At 64.1% G+C, this 18423-nt stretch carries 12 protein-coding genes, 1 tRNA gene, 2 rRNA genes and 1 pseudogene (1 of these 16 running past the window's edge); 3 read left to right on the top strand and 13 right to left on the bottom strand.

Annotated elements, in window-relative coordinates:
- Positions 1 to 88 precede the first annotated feature (88 nt).
- Positions 89 to 1138, bottom strand: coding sequence for a fatty acid desaturase (locus ABNQ40_RS00095; RefSeq protein ID WP_247879759.1), 1050 nt, complete (start codon positions 1136 to 1138; stop codon positions 89 to 91).
- A gap of 318 nt (positions 1139 to 1456) precedes the next feature.
- Between ABNQ40_RS00095 and ABNQ40_RS00090 the strand changes: the two genes are divergently transcribed.
- Positions 1457 to 2224, top strand: coding sequence for an IS6 family transposase (locus tag ABNQ40_RS00090; protein WP_391345278.1), 768 nt, complete (start codon positions 1457 to 1459; stop codon positions 2222 to 2224).
- 111 nt (positions 2225 to 2335) lie between these two features.
- Here the strand turns inward: ABNQ40_RS00090 and ABNQ40_RS00085 are convergent, their stop codons facing one another.
- The 7 genes from ABNQ40_RS00085 to ABNQ40_RS00055 all read right to left on the bottom strand — a co-directional run bounded on the left by ABNQ40_RS00085 (position 2336) and on the right by ABNQ40_RS00055 (position 11363).
- Positions 2336 to 3202 (bottom strand): OmpA family protein, encoded by an 867-nt coding sequence (locus tag ABNQ40_RS00085; protein ID WP_158285589.1) that lies wholly within the window; start codon positions 3200 to 3202, stop codon positions 2336 to 2338.
- Positions 3203 to 3237: 35 nt separating this feature from the next.
- Positions 3238 to 4686, bottom strand: coding sequence for a DUF4384 domain-containing protein (locus ABNQ40_RS00080; RefSeq protein ID WP_158285588.1), 1449 nt, complete (start codon positions 4684 to 4686; stop codon positions 3238 to 3240).
- Positions 4687 to 4753: 67 nt separating this feature from the next.
- Entirely contained in the window at positions 4754 to 5044 is a 291-nt protein-coding gene (locus ABNQ40_RS00075) for a hypothetical protein (protein ID WP_109050089.1), read from the bottom strand.
- Between the two features lie 36 nt (positions 5045 to 5080).
- Positions 5081 to 5404: a hypothetical protein gene (locus ABNQ40_RS00070; protein ID WP_391345275.1), complete on the bottom strand. Its 324-nt coding sequence runs from the start codon at positions 5402 to 5404 to the stop codon at positions 5081 to 5083.
- Between the two features lie 112 nt (positions 5405 to 5516).
- Positions 5517 to 7397, bottom strand: coding sequence for a caspase family protein (locus tag ABNQ40_RS00065; protein ID WP_109047784.1), 1881 nt, complete (start codon positions 7395 to 7397; stop codon positions 5517 to 5519).
- On the bottom strand, positions 7394 to 10495 hold the full coding sequence (locus ABNQ40_RS00060) for a caspase family protein (protein WP_158285525.1): 3102 nt from the start codon (positions 10493 to 10495) through the stop codon (positions 7394 to 7396). Before ABNQ40_RS00060 ends, ABNQ40_RS00065 begins: the two co-directional genes overlap by 4 nt.
- A 61-nt stretch (positions 10496 to 10556) precedes the next feature.
- Positions 10557 to 11363: a YMGG-like glycine zipper-containing protein gene (locus tag ABNQ40_RS00055; RefSeq protein WP_109047782.1), complete on the bottom strand. Its 807-nt coding sequence runs from the start codon at positions 11361 to 11363 to the stop codon at positions 10557 to 10559.
- Positions 11364 to 11649: 286 nt separating this feature from the next.
- Between ABNQ40_RS00055 and ABNQ40_RS00050 the strand changes: the two genes are divergently transcribed.
- A protein-coding gene (locus ABNQ40_RS00050; protein WP_391345273.1) for an IS3 family transposase occupies positions 11650 to 12908 on the top strand; the annotation gives its coding sequence in 2 pieces (ribosomal slippage) (positions 11650 to 11917 and positions 11917 to 12908; 1260 coding nt in all).
- Here the strand turns inward: ABNQ40_RS00050 and ABNQ40_RS00045 are convergent.
- Complete coding sequence (locus ABNQ40_RS00045) at positions 12795 to 13883, bottom strand: transposase (protein WP_391345271.1); 1089 nt, start codon at positions 13881 to 13883, stop codon at positions 12795 to 12797. The two genes, ABNQ40_RS00050 and ABNQ40_RS00045, sit on opposite strands and share 114 nt — an antisense overlap.
- 71 nt (positions 13884 to 13954) lie before the next feature.
- Here ABNQ40_RS00045 and ABNQ40_RS00040 point away from each other — a divergent pair.
- A pseudogene (locus ABNQ40_RS00040) lies at positions 13955 to 14209 on the top strand (integrase core domain-containing protein); the annotation flags it as partial.
- 28 nt (positions 14210 to 14237) lie between these two features.
- Here the strand turns inward: ABNQ40_RS00040 and ABNQ40_RS00035 are convergent.
- From ABNQ40_RS00035 to ABNQ40_RS00020, 4 genes are all read right to left on the bottom strand, one after another.
- The gene (locus ABNQ40_RS00035; protein WP_391345705.1) at positions 14238 to 15005 is read right to left on the bottom strand and encodes an IS6 family transposase; all 768 of its coding nucleotides are present in this window, start codon (positions 15003 to 15005) and stop codon (positions 14238 to 14240) included.
- Between the two features lie 433 nt (positions 15006 to 15438).
- A tRNA-Met gene (locus ABNQ40_RS00030) sits at positions 15439 to 15515 on the bottom strand.
- An 83-nt stretch (positions 15516 to 15598) separates the two neighbouring features.
- Positions 15599 to 15714 (bottom strand): 5S ribosomal RNA (gene rrf, locus ABNQ40_RS00025).
- Between the two features lie 147 nt (positions 15715 to 15861).
- Positions 15862 to 18423, bottom strand: a 23S ribosomal RNA gene (locus tag ABNQ40_RS00020); it runs 183 nt beyond the window's last position.

The following is an 18423-nucleotide window of genomic DNA, read 5'->3' as shown; positions in this document are numbered from 1 at the left end:
CGGTCGAAGCACGCTGTCACGCCCGAGCCGGGGGTATCGCATGGCGGCGTGTCTCAACCGGATCGTTCTCCGGCGAATCCGGGGCGGCTTATCCTCTGGGAAACGGGACGAGTTTTCCGTGCGCCTCGTCCCACAGCCAGAGCCGAATTCCCGACAAGGCCGTGCCCAGGGAGAGGGCGGGCACCGTCTGGAGCACCGGAAAGCGCCGGTGGCACTCTTCCAGGCGATAATTGGGAATGCGGGGGTTCAGATGATGAATGTGGTGGAAGCCGATGTTGCCGGTGAACCATTTTAGAATGGCGGGAAGACGCAGGTAGGAGCTTCCCCGCAAGGCGACGAGTTCCGGATTCCACTGCCTCTGCCGAACCCACAGCGTGTGTTCGAACCGGTGCTGGACCGAGAACAGCCAGACCCCGGCGATGGCAGCGAGGATGGTGATTGGCAATTGCACCAGCAGCACGGTGCTGACACCGAGCCAGGCCGCGAGCCCGAGCAGGACGACAACGATCATCAGGTTGGTCGCATGGACGGAAAGCCGCTCCTTCCGCCAGTCGGATGGCGTATCGAAGGGGAAGCGGTACAGCACGAGGAAAACCAGCGGAGGCAGCAGGATCAGCGCCACCGCCGGATGGCGGAGCAGTCGATGCAAGAGACGCTCGCGATGGCCGAGCGCGTTGTATTCGCTCAGCGTCAGGCAGGATGAATAAATGTCGTATCCGCTGTTCCGACGGTCGAGATTGTTCCAGTTGGCGTGGTGGCCGGCATGCTGTCGCCGCCAGTTGGCATAAGGCGTCAGGGTCATGACGCCACACAGCGTACCGACGGCGTCGTTGGCCCGGCGCGACCGGAAAAAGGCGCCGTGCCCGCAATCATGCTGGATGATGAAGATGCGCACCAGAAGCCCGGCGGCCGGAATGGAGAGCAGCAACGTGACGGCGTAGCTGACGTCGAGGCTGAAAACCATGAGCGCCCAGCACCCGATGAAGGGCAGGACCGAGGTCGCAAGCTGGGCAAGGCTGCGGGCGAGGCTCGGCGTCTGGTAGGGGCGGAGACGAGCGCGCAAATGCGCCTGCGCATCGTCGCCGGCGGGGACATCATTGCGCGAAGGCATCAACGCGCCGGCAAAGTCCTGCGTCATGGGCGCCACTCCTCAAAAGCAGTCTTGAAAGCCGGGCCTGTCTTTTCATGCGGTGGGGTGGCGAAACTGATTGGCGACCGGGGCATCAATGTCCGATGCCGTTTGCCGATGAACCGTTCACCCGTGTCCGGATCCCAACCGACGATCGATCCTCTACATGGGCACGGGATCCTGGGGAATCATCCGGGAAAGATGACGATGCCGCCATTGCGGTTCCGCGAAGGCGGACTATCCCGTTCGCCCCCGTTCGCCAGGCGGCTCTGTTGCAAAGTTGGCCGGCACGCGGCGGAATGGCTGGACGTTGGAGGGAGCCAAACCGTGTCGGACTTCAAGGGACGCCACTTCGAGGGCGAGATCGTGCTCTGGGCGGTGCGCTGGTACTGCCGGTACGGGATCAGCTACCGTGACCTCGAGCAGATGATGGCCGAGCGCGGCGTCACGGTCGACCACACCACCATCTACCGTTGGGTCCAGAAGTATGCCCCCGAGATCGAGAAGCGGCTACGCTGGCAGTGGCGCTGCCCACGATCGACCAGTTGGCGGCTCGATGAAACCTATGTGAAGGTAGGTGGCAAGTGGGCCTACCTTTACCGGGCCGTCGACAAGCACGGCAACACCATCGACTTCTACCTTTCGCCCACGCGGAATACCGCGGCCGCCAAGCGTTTCCTCGGCAAGGCGCTGAACGGCCTGAAGGATTGGCAGAAACCGATGGTCATCAACACCGACAAGGCGCCCACCTATGGGCCAGCCCTAGCGGAGCTGAAGGCCGAGGGCAAATGTCCCGAGGAGACGGAACATCGGCAGGTCAAGTGCCTGAACAATGTCGTCGAGGCCGACCACGGCAAGTTGAAGCAGCTGATTCGGCCGGTGCGGGGCTTCAAGACCCTGAGGACGGCTTATGCGACGATCAAGGGGTTCGAGGTGATGCGCGCGCTCCGCAAAGGGCAGGCCGCCGCCTTCAACCTGACCCGTGACATGCAGGGCGAGGCGCGCCTTGTCGAGCGCGCCTTCAACGTCGGCCCCTGCGTGCTCGCCGAAGCCGTTCAGCTCGTCAATCAGCAGCTCGAACTCCAGGCTGCGTAGCCTCCGGCAGTGATGCCGGTCGTCATCATCACGCGCCTACAGGAAGAGTTTGCAACAGAGCCCTTTCGTGTAGTGACCCCATTTGGAAGTCTCCTTCGCACGGGGACAGGATCAGTTGGCCGCAGGCTGCTTGATGCAGCCTCCGATTGCTTCATCGCAATTTCCTAACTCGCGGGCGAACTCGACGCGGCGGTTGACGTCGGCGTATGGATTCCGGGCATCGAGAGGGCGGCGGGCGCCTTCGCCTTGGACAACGAGGCGGGCTCCATCGATCCCCTGCTTCTCGATCAGGTATCGGTGCACGGCCTGGGCGCGGCGAAGGGAAAGCGGGACATTCACCTCGTCGCCACCGCTGGCGTCCGTGTGGCCACTGACCCTGACGACGAGATCGGGCCTCTTGCGCATCGCTTCGGCGATGGTATCGACATACCTGCGCGCCTGCACGCTCAATTCGGCCGAGTTAAGTTCGAAGGTCAGAGGGAATGCGACCGAGGCTTGGCTCGGAAACGGAGGCTTCGCTTTTGGTGCCTGCTTGCGCGGAGCTTCCACGGTGGGGGAAGGGGGCGGGACCGAAGTCGAGGGCGGGGCCGACGAGGCCGATGCCCCCCCGGCCGCAGGGGACGGCGATGGAGGCGCTGGCGGAACGGCCACCGATACCTTCTCCACCGATCCCGGCGGGGCAGCGACAACCTGACCTCCAGGAAAGACAACCGCGCGGGTCTTGAACTGCGGCTGGCCGCTCGCCGGGGGGCCACCCCGCATCTTCATCGCCGGGCGCGGCGCGGCACCCAGGGCATCCAGCACCTCGTCGGCGCTCGGCACGTCCTGGAACAGCGTCACATCCCCCTCGGCGAACGCCGGAGATGGTTGGACGAACGCAGACATGACGGCCAGCGCCAACCCCAGTGTCAGAAACGCCCGTTCCGAGAAGGTTGCGGTCCTGCCCCGGCAAGCTGGGGGTGGCCTGGTGCGATCCATGATCATCCTCTCCTTTCCTGCTCGTCGGACACCGGTCAGCGGACGGTGAAGGCCAGCCGACCGACGCCCATCGGAGCTGGTTGAACGACCGCCTTGACGGCATTCACCACCTCGTCGAGGCTGCGGAACGGCAGGGGGCTGAGTTCCGGCGCGCGCAACGCCGCCGGCATCAGGGTTCCGATGTCCACCTCGGTGGCCACGCAGGCGACCTCTTCCCGTCCGCTCTTAAGGAATTGCAGCGTGAAGCCGTTGCTCATGCCGGGGTCCGGGATCAGAACCGGTCGGTTTCCGGCGATCACCTTGTCGGGTTGGAAGCGGTTCGGATAGATCTGCACCACCGTTCCATCGGCATCCCGGTAATAGCAGTAGGGAAAGCCGCCGCGGCTCAACGACATATTCAGTTGAAGCCGGTCGCCCCGGTTGTAGGCGAGCCCGTCCTGGGCCTGCAGATTCACATTGATCGGCTGTGGGCCGCTGATGGTCACCGGTTTGGGCGGTGCCGACGGCAGGGCATGCATCTTGATCTTGCCCTCCATCAGCGCTTCATAGACCTCGAACGACACCTGCCCGTTCGGAACCAGGTTGCGGTCGGTCTGGAAGGCCGTTATGGCCGTGCGCAGGGCATCGCTGTAGGTGCCGTTCACCGGCCCCTTGTAATAGCCCAGGCCGCCCAGGCCCGCCTGATGGAATTCGATGGCCTGCTGCTGCGACATGCCATCGTACCAATCGCGCAGCTGGGTCAGGACCGCCGGGTTTGTGCGCTCGATCTGCAGGCATTCCCAATAGGGCACCCGCGTCCAGCGGCCGAGCAGCTCGATGGTGCCCAGCTCGATCAGGGTGCGGACGGCCTGGCCGGAGCCTTCGCTGGTGTCCGAGCCGAAATTGAAGCTGACGCCGGCCTTCTGGATTTTCGCACCGGCATCCATGCCCTGGCCATTGCGCACGACAGCGATGGTGTTGGTGGAATCCGCGCCGGGAATGATGGTGCGCGTGCGGAAATCGCCGAGATGCAATTCCAGCGTGACCAGCGACACGTTGCGGTCCCGCTGCGCGCCGATGTCCAATATGCCCGTCGTCAGTCCGACGCCCTCCCGGCCGGCCTGGACGCCCTGTTCCACCTGGCTGATCGATCCGCTGATGTAGACCTGCGGCATGTCGATGGTGATCCGGTTCGCATTGAAGAACATCTGACTGAGGTTCTGAACCGAATCGGCCTTCAGCTGGTCTGTCTCGTAATCGACGTAACGGAAGGCTTGGCTTACCTGCGACATGCGTGAGATCGAGGTGATCAGCATGTCGCGACTGCCCAGCGCCAGCTTGCCGGTGGCATCGGGAATCGACTTGCTGGTGATGACAAAGCCGTTCTTGTTGTAGCGCTGGAACAGCCCGTCCATGCAGCGCAAGGCTTCGGAGAAGCTGGTCATGTTGCGCACCGGCGCATTCGACGGCTGCACCGCCACCGGAGCCTTCTTGGGGTCGGGCATCGTGCAGCTCGCGAGGGCGAGCGCGACGGCAAGGATCCCTGCCCCGAAGACCGCCGACAGTGCCGGTTTACTTGCAAACACTGATCGCATCTCCCTTGATCACCGTGGTCACCTCACGCGGCGCGGCGCCACCTTGCGTCACGACGTTGCCGATATTCACGCCGCACTGAGCCGGCTTCGTCAGCGGCTGCGGCACATTCGGGCTGTTCTGCCGCATGGTTTCGGCCATGGTGCGGTTGATCTTGGCCTGGGTGCGCGGGTCCAGCCCCTGGCGCTGGTTCAGCTCCTGCGAGAAGGAGGGGGCAGCGGCCGCCCACAGTGCGGCGGCAGCCAGGATCACTCGGAAAACATGGGTCATCGGGCCCCCTCCTATGTCTTTGCGCGCTTGCGGCGATCAGCAGCCGGGATTGCTGCTGATCGAACCAATGGAGGTGCTGGCGCAGCCGCTCTTGCCGGTGTTGACGGTCGTCACGGCACCCTGGACGTTGGTGTTCTGGTTGACGTTGCCGCCGATCTTCACGTCGCCCTTGATCGAGCCGATCTCGGTGGAAGCCTTGCCGTCCTTGCCGGTGTTGACGGTCGTCACGGCACCCTGGACGTTGGTGTTCTGGTTGACGTTGCCGCCGATGGAAACGCCGCTCCCCTTCTGCTGCGCGAGTGCCGCACCGGCGGTGAGGGCGATGACGATGGCGGCGATGGCGACGGTGATGGTCTTCATTATGTTGGGTCCTTTGTAACGTTGCGGTGCGAGAGCGGAACGGGGTTGAAGGATGCCGACGACGCCGGGCGGATACCCTGCGGTGCCGGCGGCGAAGGCTGTGCCGGCGCCATCATTGCGCCCAAGGCGTAGTGTAGACGCCGTGCAGGCCGACCTGATGCGGCAGATTGCCGATGTGGGTTTCGAGAAGCCGCGCGAATTCGCGCGCAGAGGGCTCCGCTCCACTTCGCGCCAGACCGTCCAGAACCTTCTTCAGCGGAGTGTCGGCGGAGAGGGCGATGAAGTGGTCGGCCCCGTAGGGCGGCTGCACGACCAGCCGCAGCGTGAACTGACCCTGCGGAACCGCCGGGCTTTCGCCCGCCTGCGGATAGAGGATCTCGACGGTTCCGACGCTGGTCAGGTTGAACAGCGCGAAGTAGGGGTGACGCATTCCGGTGACCGTGACGGTCGCCTTGTCGCCCTTGCGGTAATACTGATCGCCCGGCGACAGTGACAGATTCAGGCCTCCGGAGATCCCGAGTTCGCGCAGAGCCAGCACGAGCCGCCATTTGTCGATGACGCCGTGGACGAGCTTCCAATCCTCCGACCGCCCCTCCAGCGTTGCCAACTGGACCGGCGGTGCCGCCGACGTCACCGCCGCCTGCCCCAGCCGGCCGAACCCGCGCGTGGGGCTGCCGGTGGCACCGCCGCGATTGGGCCGGTTCTTCCCGACATAGGCGACGAGGTCGCTCAACCCGTTCAGCACCTCGCCGCGCGAGACGTCCCAGATGAGGTCGGCGTGGCTGTCGCCGACCAGCGTGACTCCCTCCGGCAACGCATTGCGCCGCCAGGCCTTGACCGACTCCTCATCCGCATTGATCAGACGCAGGGACAGAGAGGGCAGCGCGACCTGCCCTGGGACCGGTGGCGTCTTGCTCTGTCCACCCGGATCGATGCGGATGACCGGGATTTCCATGGCGATCTGCTTCGGCTCTCCGGTCTTTTCCGGGACCATTTCTTCGCCAGACAGCCCCTGCTTGAAACGATCGATGGCAAAGCCGAAGATCGCTTCCGCCACTTTCCCAGCGGCGTCGCCCACCAGAGGCTTGATGACCCATTCGATCACCCGGCCGCCGCCCCGCGTGCGGAGGATCGAAGGGTGCTGTTGCCCCTCCATCACGACACGGACGCTTTCCCAGACGAAGACCTGCAGTTCCTTCTCGGAAATGGCGCCGTCCTTGTCGAGGTCGGCGCCGCCTTCCAGTCCGCGGGCGAGCGACCAGCTGAGCGCCCCGCGCGGCTGGCCGTCGATGATGACCTCTGGAGCCAGTTCGTCGTCCTGCACCGCGCCGAGCGACACCACGTTCGGCAAATCATCCAACGTCATCGATGCCGCCTCCGGGTCCGGCGCCGGCAGGCGGTCATCGGTGATCGGAGCGTGCAGGGCGGCACGCACCTTGGGCCGCGACAGCCGTGTGTCGAACCCGCGGGTCATGGTGCCGGAATGGCAGGCGTCGGTCGCCAGCAGCACGGCCAGACCGGCATCCGTCGCCCGCTTGAGCATCACATGGATTTCATCGTCGACGATCCGCTCGTAATTGCCGGGTGCCTCGGCGGTGAAGGCGGCGAGGAGCAGCTCTGAATCCATGCCGGTCCGCTCGGATCCCTTGATCCGTTCGGGAGACTGGCCGCCGTGGCCGGCATAATGGAACACCAGGATATCGCCGGGTGTTGAGCGAGCTACGGTCTCATTCCAAGCCTGCATCACCGCATCGCGGGTCGCTTCGCGGTCCAGCAGCAGCTTGACGTCGCTTGCGCCGGCCCGACGCAGGGCTCCGGCGACATCGCGGGCGTCGTTCACCGCGCCGTCGAGGCTTTCCAGCTGAACATAGTCGTTGATGCCGACCACTAGGCCGCGCAGTTCCGCCATCGCCGGACTCGCGCCGAACAGGCCGAGCGCCACGGCGGAGACACTCAGACGCCGGGCCATAGACTTCTGGAGCGCACGGATCATCGGGCGGCCTCTCCTTCCGAAGCGACCAGCGGAAAACCGCTCAACTCGTTGCCGCCGGTCTTGAAGAACGCGTTCTGTTTCCAGTTCTTTTCCTGGGCTAGCCGGGGGACGCGGCGGCGGACGTAATCGCCCAGCGTCAGGTGGTAGACGACGGTGTCGTCCTGGAAACGGGCCTTTCCCGCCAGTCCGTCCAGGACCGCACGGGCGAAAACACCGTGCCGCCCGTCATAGCCGTCAAGCGCCTCCTGCCCGCTGGCCGAGGCCGCAAGCACGTAACGGCTCTTGCCCAGCTCCCTGTAGAACTTGTCCACGTTGCCTTCGGAAAAGGCCCCGGCATGACAGGTGTCGAGGAGGAGCAGCACGTTGCGGGCGTGGATGCCGCTGATCAGGCGGACGAGATCCTTCTCCGAAAGCGCCTGATCGGTCACCGCCTCTAGGGACGGCACGTCCTGCGTCACGAAGTGGTAGAAGGTCGCGCCCGGCTCCTGGGCAAAGGGCACGACGATCCCATGACCGGCGAGATAGAGGACGACCGTGTCGTCCTCGCGGCTGTCCCGGCCGATCGCCTCCAGCGCCTCAACCAGCGCCGAACGGGTAGCCGCCGCATCGTAGAGTTCGCGCCAGGAGGCCAGCGAGGAGGCGGCATCATAGTGCGATGGGATGTGCTCCCGGATCTCCCTGGCGAATGCCTGTGCATCGGGTCTGGCAAACGCCAGCCGGGCTCCGGGCGCTCGGTATTCGTTGATGCCGGCGGTGAGAAGCAGCAGCCGCGGCTTGGACGGCGCCTCCCCTTCCCCGCTGCGTGCCGCAACGCGCTGAGGCGGCGTGGGAACGGTAAAATCCACCACGCCCGACTGCTCGTACACCGCATCGTTGCGGTCATAGGCCCAGAGCCTGACACGGTTCGCCCCCGGCTCCAGCAGCACGGTGCGCTCACGCATTTCGCCGGCTTCGTCGGTGACCCGGCCAAAGCCGCGAACCGCCCCCTCGGCACTGACGTTGCGGTCGTTGCGGAACACATGGATCGTGCCGATTCCGCTTCCGGTATCGACCACGCGGAAGCGCAACCGCACACGAGAGGTTCCCGCCGGCAAAGCGATTGCTGTTCGCGGTGATCCGCCATCATCCGCTTCCGCGGCGGTGCCCGACACCCGGAAGGCGCGGGCCAGCGCGCTGGATTCAATGGGCCGGCAATCTTCCGCCGACGGCTGCACCGCGGTCCCATCGCGGCCGAAGGCACGGCTGGTCTCCGCAACCGCACAATAGTCCGTCAGCTGGATCTGCGGCCGCCGCAGGGTCAGCCTGCGCAGGTCGCCGATGGCAGCCCGCCGGGTGCCGATGGCTTCCGCCGCAGTCCCCTCCAGCTTGCCGCGAACCAGCTCCGGTGCATGCAGCATGCGATAGATCTGGCCGAAATCGATCCACAGGGGCGACTTGCGCTTGCCGTCGTTCAGGTGGATGCCGACCATGCTCTGGCCGCCGCCTTCGGAGTGGTCGAAGAAGGCCTCCGGCGTCCACAGAACCCATTGGCCGTTCCTGCGGCGGGGGAACAGGGCCGCCTGCTCCTCCAGACGCGAGCCGTCGAGCGAGTACCAGCGGATGGTGCCGTCCCCCAGGGCCGCGACCGCGAGCCGGCCATTGCCGGACACCGCGACGCCCCATGCGGCACCCGGCGTGCCGACGCGGTGCAGTTCGCGGCCGCTGGCCACGTCGAACAGGCGCAGGCCGAATTCCCCACCAAGCAGCAATCCTTTGCCGTCCGGCGTGAAGGACATGCTGCGCGACCATTCGCCGGCGTCGAGCGGCAACGGCACGCCGTTCAGCCGGGGCGTCTGGGTGTTGCGCCAGTCGGTGACACGGGCGATCGGCGACTCGGCGATGGGGCCCGTCATGGCGGGATCGGCCGGCGGATCGGCCGTTAGGCTTCTGTTCAGAACGTCGAAGCGCATCGGCGTCCGGCCGTCCGCGTCCATGCCGAAGTCCAGAACCAGTCCGTCGGCCGACACGCCGAAGCGGCCGGCGACGATGTTGCGGAAGTCGCCGATCTCCCCTTCGATCCGATGAACCAGCCGCCCTTCACGGCCGACGAGGCCCCAGGCCGGATCGGCACTGGCGAACAGCAGGCTTCCGTCCGTTCCGGCAAGCAACTGGTTCACCGAATCGCGGCTGATCGGAGTGTCGGAAAAGGCTCCTCCGCCGGCATCGGACCAACGGCGCAGGACGTGATCGGCGCCGCCGGCCTTCGCCGTTCCGGCCGCGACTAGGCTGAGGCCGGCATTGCCCGTCACCCAGGCAACTGCGGCAAGGCTGCCGGACGTCAGGCCGGAGGTCGCGGGGGTCGCGATGGGCTTCAGATCGGACGCGCGCAGCACATCCACGCGAAGCTTGTCGGAATAACCGACAGCCAGACGCCGCCCATCGGGCGAGAATGCCAGGGAATAGGCGCCATCGTCGCCAGCCGCCTTCCGCGTGGCGATTGGCTTGAAGGCGGGATCGTAGAGCCGTACCGTGCCGTCGGCCGCCACCGTCGCAAGGCGGCCGGCGCGGTCGAAGTCCACCCAGGTCGCACGGGCGCCGTAGCCCCCATGCTCTGCAACCAGTTTGAAAGTCGCGGCATCCCAGACCCGCAGCCCGGCGCCGGCGCCGAAGACGCCGGCGATGAACCGTCCGTCCGGCGACATCGCCAGATGGTTGACCACCTGTGGCTGGCCGGGCAGGCGCGCCTTCAACTGCTGCTTCTCGACATCGAACAGGTAGAGGACGATCCCGTCGCCCCAGGTCGACCCGGTATGGCCGGAGGCCACCGCCAGCTTGCCGTCGGCCGATAGTGCGACCGCGTAGAGCGCCCCTTCCTCGCCATCCTCGATCGGCACGCGTATCGTCCCGATCTCCTCCCCGCTGTCGCGAGCCCACAGGCGCACCGTCTTGTCGCTGGACACCGTCGCGACCAGCCGGCCGCTGGCATCCGTCGCCAGCCGGTTGATGCGCGCTGTATGCCGGCCGGTTTCGATGCGCAGGAAGGGGGCGGTCGATGCGTCCTGGGCCATGGCGGGCGCGAGCGCTGCCAACAGCACCATCGCGACGCATACGAGCGGCATGCACGCCCTACCCCACACCACACGCCTCATGGGAGCCAGGTACATTCGATCCGCCGCCCGTTCAGCTGGTTTCGAGCGATGCTTCGAGCTTCGCGCTCTGGAACTGTGCAGGAGCCTGCACCACGCGCTCGCTGGTCTGATAGGCGGTGGTGACGTATGCGATCGTCTGCGCCGCGGGGTCGTCCACCGCCGGCTGCGGTTCCTTCTGCTTCTTGTTGGGCTTCTTGCCGTTTGCCTGCTTGAACTTGCCGTCCTGGATCTGGGTCCGTGTGCCGGGCGTGATGTTCTCGGCGGCCTCGAGGAAGGCATCGCGACGCTTCACAACATTGGCGCTGATACCGTTGGCGATCTCATAGTCCTTGTCGAGCTGCTGCCGGATCAGAGCCATGCGCTGTTCCGCCACCTCTTTGGTGGTTCGCTTGGCCTTGTAGTCCCTCTTGACCTTTGCGATCTCGGCACGCCGGCAGTTGACCAGCTGGTCGAGAGCAACCTGCGTCTGATTGAGATTTGACCGTTCCTTCTGCGCGTCGGACATCACCGACAGGATGGCCTGGTCGCGGCCCTGCTGCATCTTGGAGTACCAGTAACCGCCTGCGGCCCCCAACGCCGCACCGCTCACCGCGCCGATCAGGGCCGCCTGCGGGGTTCCCCGCACCATCAGTCCGGTGGCCGCGCCGACGACGGCTCCGGCCATCGCGCCCGCCAGCATGTCCTCCTGGTAGAAGTCGCCGGTGGAATCCAGCGCGACCCGATACTGGTAGCAGGCGTCCGAGCCGTCGTTGGTGCCGATGCGACTCTCCCGGGTTGTCACACATCCTGAGAGAGCGACACTGGCAGAGACAACCACCAAAAGAAGCTTCTTCCCCACGTCACTCTCCGGAAAGAAAGGTATATATCGATAGGGGAAGGTAGCTCTACCGCAATTGATCAGTCAAATACATATTTTTTTAGTGTGTATGCCGGCAAACGCATGTACGACCGCGCAACATTGCCAGGAATGCGCCCTCCAAGGTTATAGTCTGCACCAAATACCACGATTCAAACATGCAATCCGGCATATCGCCGCAACCCTTCACGTTCCCTGTACACTTTGACTTGCCCCCCTGAACCCGCTCCAGCCCCTATTTGAGGGATGGGCAAATCAGGAGGAAGGAATGGCCCGTCGAAAGCGGCATACCCCCGAGCAGATCATCAGCATGCTGCGCGCCATCGAGGTGGCGGTAGCGCAAGGGCGCACGGTCGCGGAGACCTGCCGCGGGCACGCCATCTCGGAGCAGACTTACTACCGCTGGCGCGCCGAGTTCGGCGGCCTGAAGCTGGATCAGGCCAAGCGGCTCAAGGAACTGGAACGCGAGAACCAGCGTCTGCGCAAGGCGGTGGCCGACCTCACGCTGGACAAGCTGATCCTGCAGGAGGCGGCACGGGGAAACTTCTGAGCCCCGAGCGGCGCCGCGCCTGCGTCGCGCAGGTCCAGCAGACCCTTGGCGTCTCCGAACGCCGGGCCTGCCGGGTGCTTGGCCAGGCACGCTCGACCCAGCGTCATGTATCCGTTGTTCCGGCCGAGGAGGATGCGCTCACGGCGGCCGTCGTGCAGTTGGCCGGTCAGTATGGCCGCTACGGCTACCGGCGCATCACCGCCTTGCTGCGTCAGGCGGGCTGGCAGGTGAACCACAAGCGGGTCGAGCGGATCTGGCGCCGTGAGGGGCTGAAGATCCCCAAGAAGCAGCCCAAGCGTGGCCGGCTGTGGCTGAACGACGGCTCGTGCGTGCGTCTGCGCCCGAGTTGGCCGAACCACGTCTGGGCCTATGATTTCGTCACCGACCGCACCCACGACGGCCGGAGCTTTCGCATGCTCACCATCATCGACGAATTCACCCGCGAGTGCCTGGCCATCGACGTCGCCCGCCGTCTCACCTCGGACGACGTCCTGCACCGGCTGGCTGAGCTGTTCGTCGAACGGGGGCCACCCGACTTCATCCGCTCCGACAACGGGCCGGAATTCGCCGCCACGGCGGTGCGCGAGTGGCTGGCGCAGGTTGGGGTGAAGACGCTGTTCATCGAGCCGGGCAGCCCATGGGAGAACGGCTACAACGAGAGCTTCAATGGCAAGCTGCGCGACGAGCTGCTCGCGCGGGAGATCTTCTACACGTTGCCCGAGGCGCAGGTGAGCACCTCGATAAACCGGCCTTTTTGGGCAGTTAGGCCACGGAACGGGGTTGATCCGGTGAGAAACCGGCAAATTTGGGGTCGCAATCCCGATTTTGATGCGAGAAGGCGGAAATATGCGGCGATTTTGGCACTATACGGGCGCAGTTTGCCCCTCGAGCCAGATCAGGCGTCGGAAATTGTAGGCGAGGTTGGCGATGCCGATCTTCACCGTGGCGCGCGCCAGGCCGATGGTGCGGATGAATAGCGCCATGCGCTGCTTCTGGTCGGCGAACACATGCTCGACGGCGGATCGCACCATCGAACGGGCGCGGTTGGCGCGCTGGTGCGGCTCCGGCATCGGCCGTCCCTTCGGCTTGCGGAAATGCACCATGCTGCGACGGCCCGCCGCTGCGATGGCCGCTTCATTGGCTTTCGAGCGATAGGCGCTGTCCGCCCACACCCGGTTGTCGAAGGCGTCCGGGTTGAGTAGGCCCGGCAACTGCGCCCCATCGTGCCTCGCGGCGTCGGTAACGGCAAAACGCCGGATCAGGCGGAACCGGCGGTCGATGTTGATGTGCGACTTGTAGCCGAACGCCGGGATCAGAAGCCCCTCCACCATGCGCGCCTCCGAACCGTCGAGCGCCGGTCCCGGCTTCGCCTTGACCCGCCCCCGCTTCACCGTCCAGCGTGCCTGCGTGTCCTTCTGGCGCGCCTTGGCCGGTGGCCAGGGCGGGTCTTCACCGTCACGAATTTGCTGCTTCTCCTCCCAGGTCAGCCGCTGCCTGGGCGCTTCCACGATGGAGGCGTCGACGATCTGGCCGCCCAGCGCGAAGTAGCCGCGCTCCTTCAGCTCCGCGTCGAAGCGGGCGAACAGCCCCTCCATCGCCCCCGCCGTCACCAGCGCCTCGCGGAACAGCCAGATCGTCGTACGATCCGGAACACGGTCGCCCAATCCAAGCCCGAGGAACCGCATGAACGACAGCCGGTCGCGTACCTGATACTCCGCCTGCTCGTCCGACAGACCGTACAGCGCCTGGAGTACCAGGATCTTGAACATCATCACCGCGTCCAGCGGCGGCCGACCGCCCCGGGAACGATCCTTGCGCCCCAAGGCCGCGTCCAGCGTCGGACGGAAAACCTCGAAGTCCACCACCGACAAAAGACGCTCCAGCGGATCGCCGCTCTTGCTCAACTCTGCATAGCGATCCTGAAGATCGAACAGCCCTGCTTGACCGGCCATGCTTCCGCCCCCCCCGCCTTCAAAAACAAGGGAATCACCAGAAAGCCGAACACGCTACAGTTTTTCGAGGCGTCCAGGTGCTCATCGAGTGCTGGCGCGTCGCCTACAACACCGTGCGTCCGCACAGCGCGCTCGGCTACCGCCCACCGGCGCCCGCCGCGGTGGTGCCGGCTCCTGTCCAGCCCGGCTCCGCTACGCTCCGCCGGACTGGACAGGAGCCGCCGGGCGGTGTTTGGCTAACATCGTCTCTGGTGTCCCACGTGGGGGCAGGTCAACTGCGCCCAGACGTTGGGGCTCTGTTGCAAACTCTTCCTGTAGGCGCGTGATGATGACGACCGGCATCACTGCCGGAGGCTACGCAGCCTGGAGTTCGAGCTGCTGATTGACGAGCTGAACGGCTTCGGCGAGCACGCAGGGGCCGACGTTGAAGGCGCGCTCGACAAGGCGCGCCTCGCCCTGCATGTCACGGGTCAGGTTGAAGGCGGCGGCCTGCCCTTTGCGGAGCGCGCGCATCACCTCGAACCCCTTGATCGTCGCATAAGCCGTCCTCAGGGTCTTGAAGCCCCGCACCGGCCGAATCAGCTGCTTCAACTTGCCGTGGTCGGCCTCGACGACATTGTTCAGGCACTTGACCTGCCGATGTTCCGTCTCCTCGGGACATTTGCCCTCGGCCTTCAGCTCCGCTAGGGCTGGCCCATAGGTGGGCGCCTTGTCGGTGTTGATGACCATCGGCTTCTGCCAATCCTTCAGGCCGTTCAGCGCCTTGCCGAGGAAACGCTTGGCGGCCGCGGTATTCCGCGTGGGCGAAAGGTAGAAGTCGATAGTGTTGCCGTGCTTGTCGACGGCCCGGTAAAGGTAGGCCCACTTGCCACCTACCTTCACGGAGGTCTCGTCGACCCGCCAGCTGGTTGACCTCAGGCAGCGCCACTGCCAGCGTAGCCGCTTCTCGATCTCCGGCGCGTACTTCTGGACCCAGCGATAAATGGTCGAGTGATCGACCGAAACGCCGCGCTCGGCCATCATCTGCTCGAGGTCACGGTAGCTGATCCCGTACCGGCAGTACCAGCGCACCGCCCAGAGCACGATCTCGCCCTCGAAGTGGCGCCCCTTGAAGTCCGGCACGGCTTGGCTCCCAACAGCGTCCAGCCATTCCGCCGCGTGCAGGCCAACTTTGCAACAGAGCCGAACGGGATGAACAGCCCGTCCCTGAAGGAGCGGCTGTCCGCCCTGGAGGCCGAGCGTGCCACGCTCGCCGCCGAGATCGGCGCCCTGGGGACGGAGGCGCCGGAGATGATGCTGCCGGCCAACCTGCCGGAGCTGTACCGGCGGAAGATCGCGGAGCTGGAATCCGTGCTCGGCGACGGCGACGAGGGGATGGCCGCGATGGAGATGATCAGGTCCATGGTCGACCGTGTCGTGCTGTCCCCCTGCCTCTCGGGCGCCGGGCTGGAAGCGCAGCTTCATGGCGACCTGCTGGCGATCCTGGAGGCGTGCGCCGAAGCCGACCCGAAACGCCGACAGCCCGCCTCGTTGGAGGCGGGCTGTCAACTGTCGGTGGTTGCGGGGGCAGGATTTGAACCTGCGGCCTTCAGGTTATGAGCCTGACGAGCTACCGGGCTGCTCCACCCCGCGGATGTCTGTTATGTGGGACGATGGGTTTCGTGAAGATGGGAGCATATACGCTTTGTGTATTGAGCGTCTCTTGTGCCTGAGCGACCTGGCGGCGACCTACTCTCCCACGTCTTAAGACGCAGTACCATTGGCGCGGAGGCTTTTCACGGCCGAGTTCGGGATGGGATCGGGTGTTTGACACCTCGCCATGACCACCAGGTCACCGAGGCACAAGACCGACGCTGTTACCGAAAGCGCGTATGCTTGTTCGTGCAAGTGATTTGAGGATGTATCGAACGGCGATGCGCTGGTCAAGCACTGCTTGGAACAGGCTTGCTGCTGCGCATGGCGCGGTTAGTGTGGTGTCGAGATCAAGCCGATCGAGCGATTAGTAAGGCTTAGCTTCAGGCATTGCTGCCCGTCCACATGCCTCCTATCGACGTGATGGTCTGTCACGGCTCTCAAGGGAGCTCTGGTTTAGAGGTGGGTTTCCCGCTTAGATGCTTTCAGCGGTTATCCCGTCCATACTTAGCTACCCGGCCATGCCACTGGCGTGACAACCGGTGCACCAGAGGTATGTCCATCCCGGTCCTCTCGTACTAGGGACAGATCCTCGCAAAACTCCGACACCCACGGCAGATAGGGACCGAACTGTCTCACGACGTTCTAAACCCAGCTCACGTACCACTTTAATCGGCGAACAGCCGAACCCTTGGGACCTGCTCCAGCCCCAGGATGTGATGAGCCGACATCGAGGTGCCAAACGACTCCGTCGATATGGACTCTTGGGAGTCATCAGCCTGTTATCCCCGGCGTACCTTTTATCCGTTGAGCGATGGCCCGTCCACGTGGAGCCACCGGATCACTATGGCCGACTTTCGTCTCTGCTCGACTTGTCAGTCTTGCAGTCAGGCGGGCTTATGCCATTGCACTCGTCGAGCGATTTCCGACCGCTCTGAGCCCACCATCGCGCGCCTCCGTTACACTTTGGGAGGCGACCGCCCCAGTCAAACTACCCGCCATGCAGGGTCCCGGACCCGGATAACGGGCCACGGTTAGATGCCAGAGACTTCAAGGGTGGTATTTCAAGGTTGGCTCCACACGAGCTGGCGCCCATGTTTCCAAGCCTCCCACCTATCCTACACATGAAGTCCCTAGCACCACTGCAAAGCTGTAGTAAAGGTGCACGGGGTCTTTCCGTCTGACCGCGGGAACTCCGCATCTTCACGGAGAGTTCAATTTCGCTGAGTTGGTGTTGGAGACAGCGGGGAAGTCGTTACGCCATTCGTGCAGGTCGGAACTTACCCGACAAGGAATTTCGCTACCTTAGGACCGTTATAGTTACGGCCGCCGTTTACCGGGGCTTCAATTCAGAGCTTGCACTCCTCCTCTTAACCTTCCGGCACCGGGCAGGCGTCAGACCCTATACGTCGCCTTGTGTGGCTTCGCAGAGCCCTGTGTTTTTAGTAAACAGTCGCTACCCCCTGGTCTGTGCCCCCCGCCATGGCTTGCGCCACAACGGGGCCCTCTTCTTCCGAAGTTACGAGGGCAATTTGCCGAGTTCCTTCAACACCATTCTCTCAAGCGCCTGGGTATACTCTACCAGTCCACCTGTGTCGGTTTGGGGTACGGTCTGTATGGCGGGGCTATTTCCTGGAACCGGTCCACAGCACGATCAATCCGATAAGATCGTACACGCTTTCCAATCCGTCACCTCCGCCAGGCCCACGAATATTAACGTGGTTCCCATCGACTACGCCTTTCGGCCTCGCCTTAGGGGCCGGCTCACCCTGCGTGGATTAACCTTGCGCAGGAACCCTTGGACTTTCGGCGACAGTGTTTCTCACACTGTTTGTCGCTACTCATGTCAGCATTCTCACTTCCGATACCTCCAGGCGGCCTCACGGACACCCTTCGCAGGCTTACGGAACGCTCCGCTACCACGCGATCAAAGATCGCATCCGCAGCTTCGGTACACGGCTTGAGCCCCGATACATTTTCGGCGCAGGCCGGCTTAACTAGACCAGTGAGCTATTACGCTTTCTTTAAAGGATGGCTGCTTCTAAGCCAACCTCCTGGTTGTCATGGCCTTCCCACATCCTTTCCCACTTAGCCGTGATTTGGGGACCTTAGCTGGCGGTCTGGGCTGTTTCCCTCTCGACGATGGACCTTAGCACCCACCGTCTGTCTGCCGGACTGCACTCTGCGGTATTCGGAGTTTGGTTAGGTTTGGTAAGGCTCGCGCCCCCCTAGCCCATCCAGTGCTCTACCCCCGCAGGTGATATCCGACGCGCTACCTAAATAGCTTTCGCGGAGAACCAGCTATTTCCTGATTTGATTGGCCTTTCACCCCTAGCCACAGGTCATCTCCGACTTTTTCAACAGGCGTGAGTTCGGTCCTCCAGTGCGTGTTACCGCACCTTCAACCTGCCCATGGCTAGATCATCAGGTTTCGGGTCTAAAGCATGCAACTCGGTCGCCCTATTCAGACTCGCTTTCGCTGCGCCTCCACCTACCGGCTTAAGCTCGCTGCATACTCTAAGTCGCTGACCCATTATACAAAAGGTACGCCGTCACCCCGCAAGGAGGCTCCGACTGCTTGTAGGCATCCGGTTTCAGGAACTGTTTCACTCCCCTTGTCGGGGTGCTTTTCACCTTTCCCTCACGGTACTGGTGCACTATCGGTCACTGAGGAGTACTTAGGCTTGGAGGGTGGTCCCCCCACGTTCAGACAGGGTTTCACGTGCCCCGCCCTACTCGAGCATTCGATCCGGTTTATCCGTACGGGGCTATCACCCGCTATGGCCCGACTTTCCAGACGGTTCCGGTTATGTAGATCGAATGACTGGCCTGGTCCGCGTTCGCTCGCCACTACTAGCGGAGTCTCGGTTGATGTCCTTTCCTCCGGCTACTTAGATGTTTCAGTTCG

This window comes from Azospirillum sp. A23 (assembly GCF_042938965.1).
In the GTDB taxonomy this organism is placed as follows: domain Bacteria; phylum Pseudomonadota; class Alphaproteobacteria; order Azospirillales; family Azospirillaceae; genus Azospirillum; species Azospirillum melinis.
Note: the sequence above shows the minus strand (reverse complement) of the source record. Positions and strands in the feature narration are given on the sequence as shown.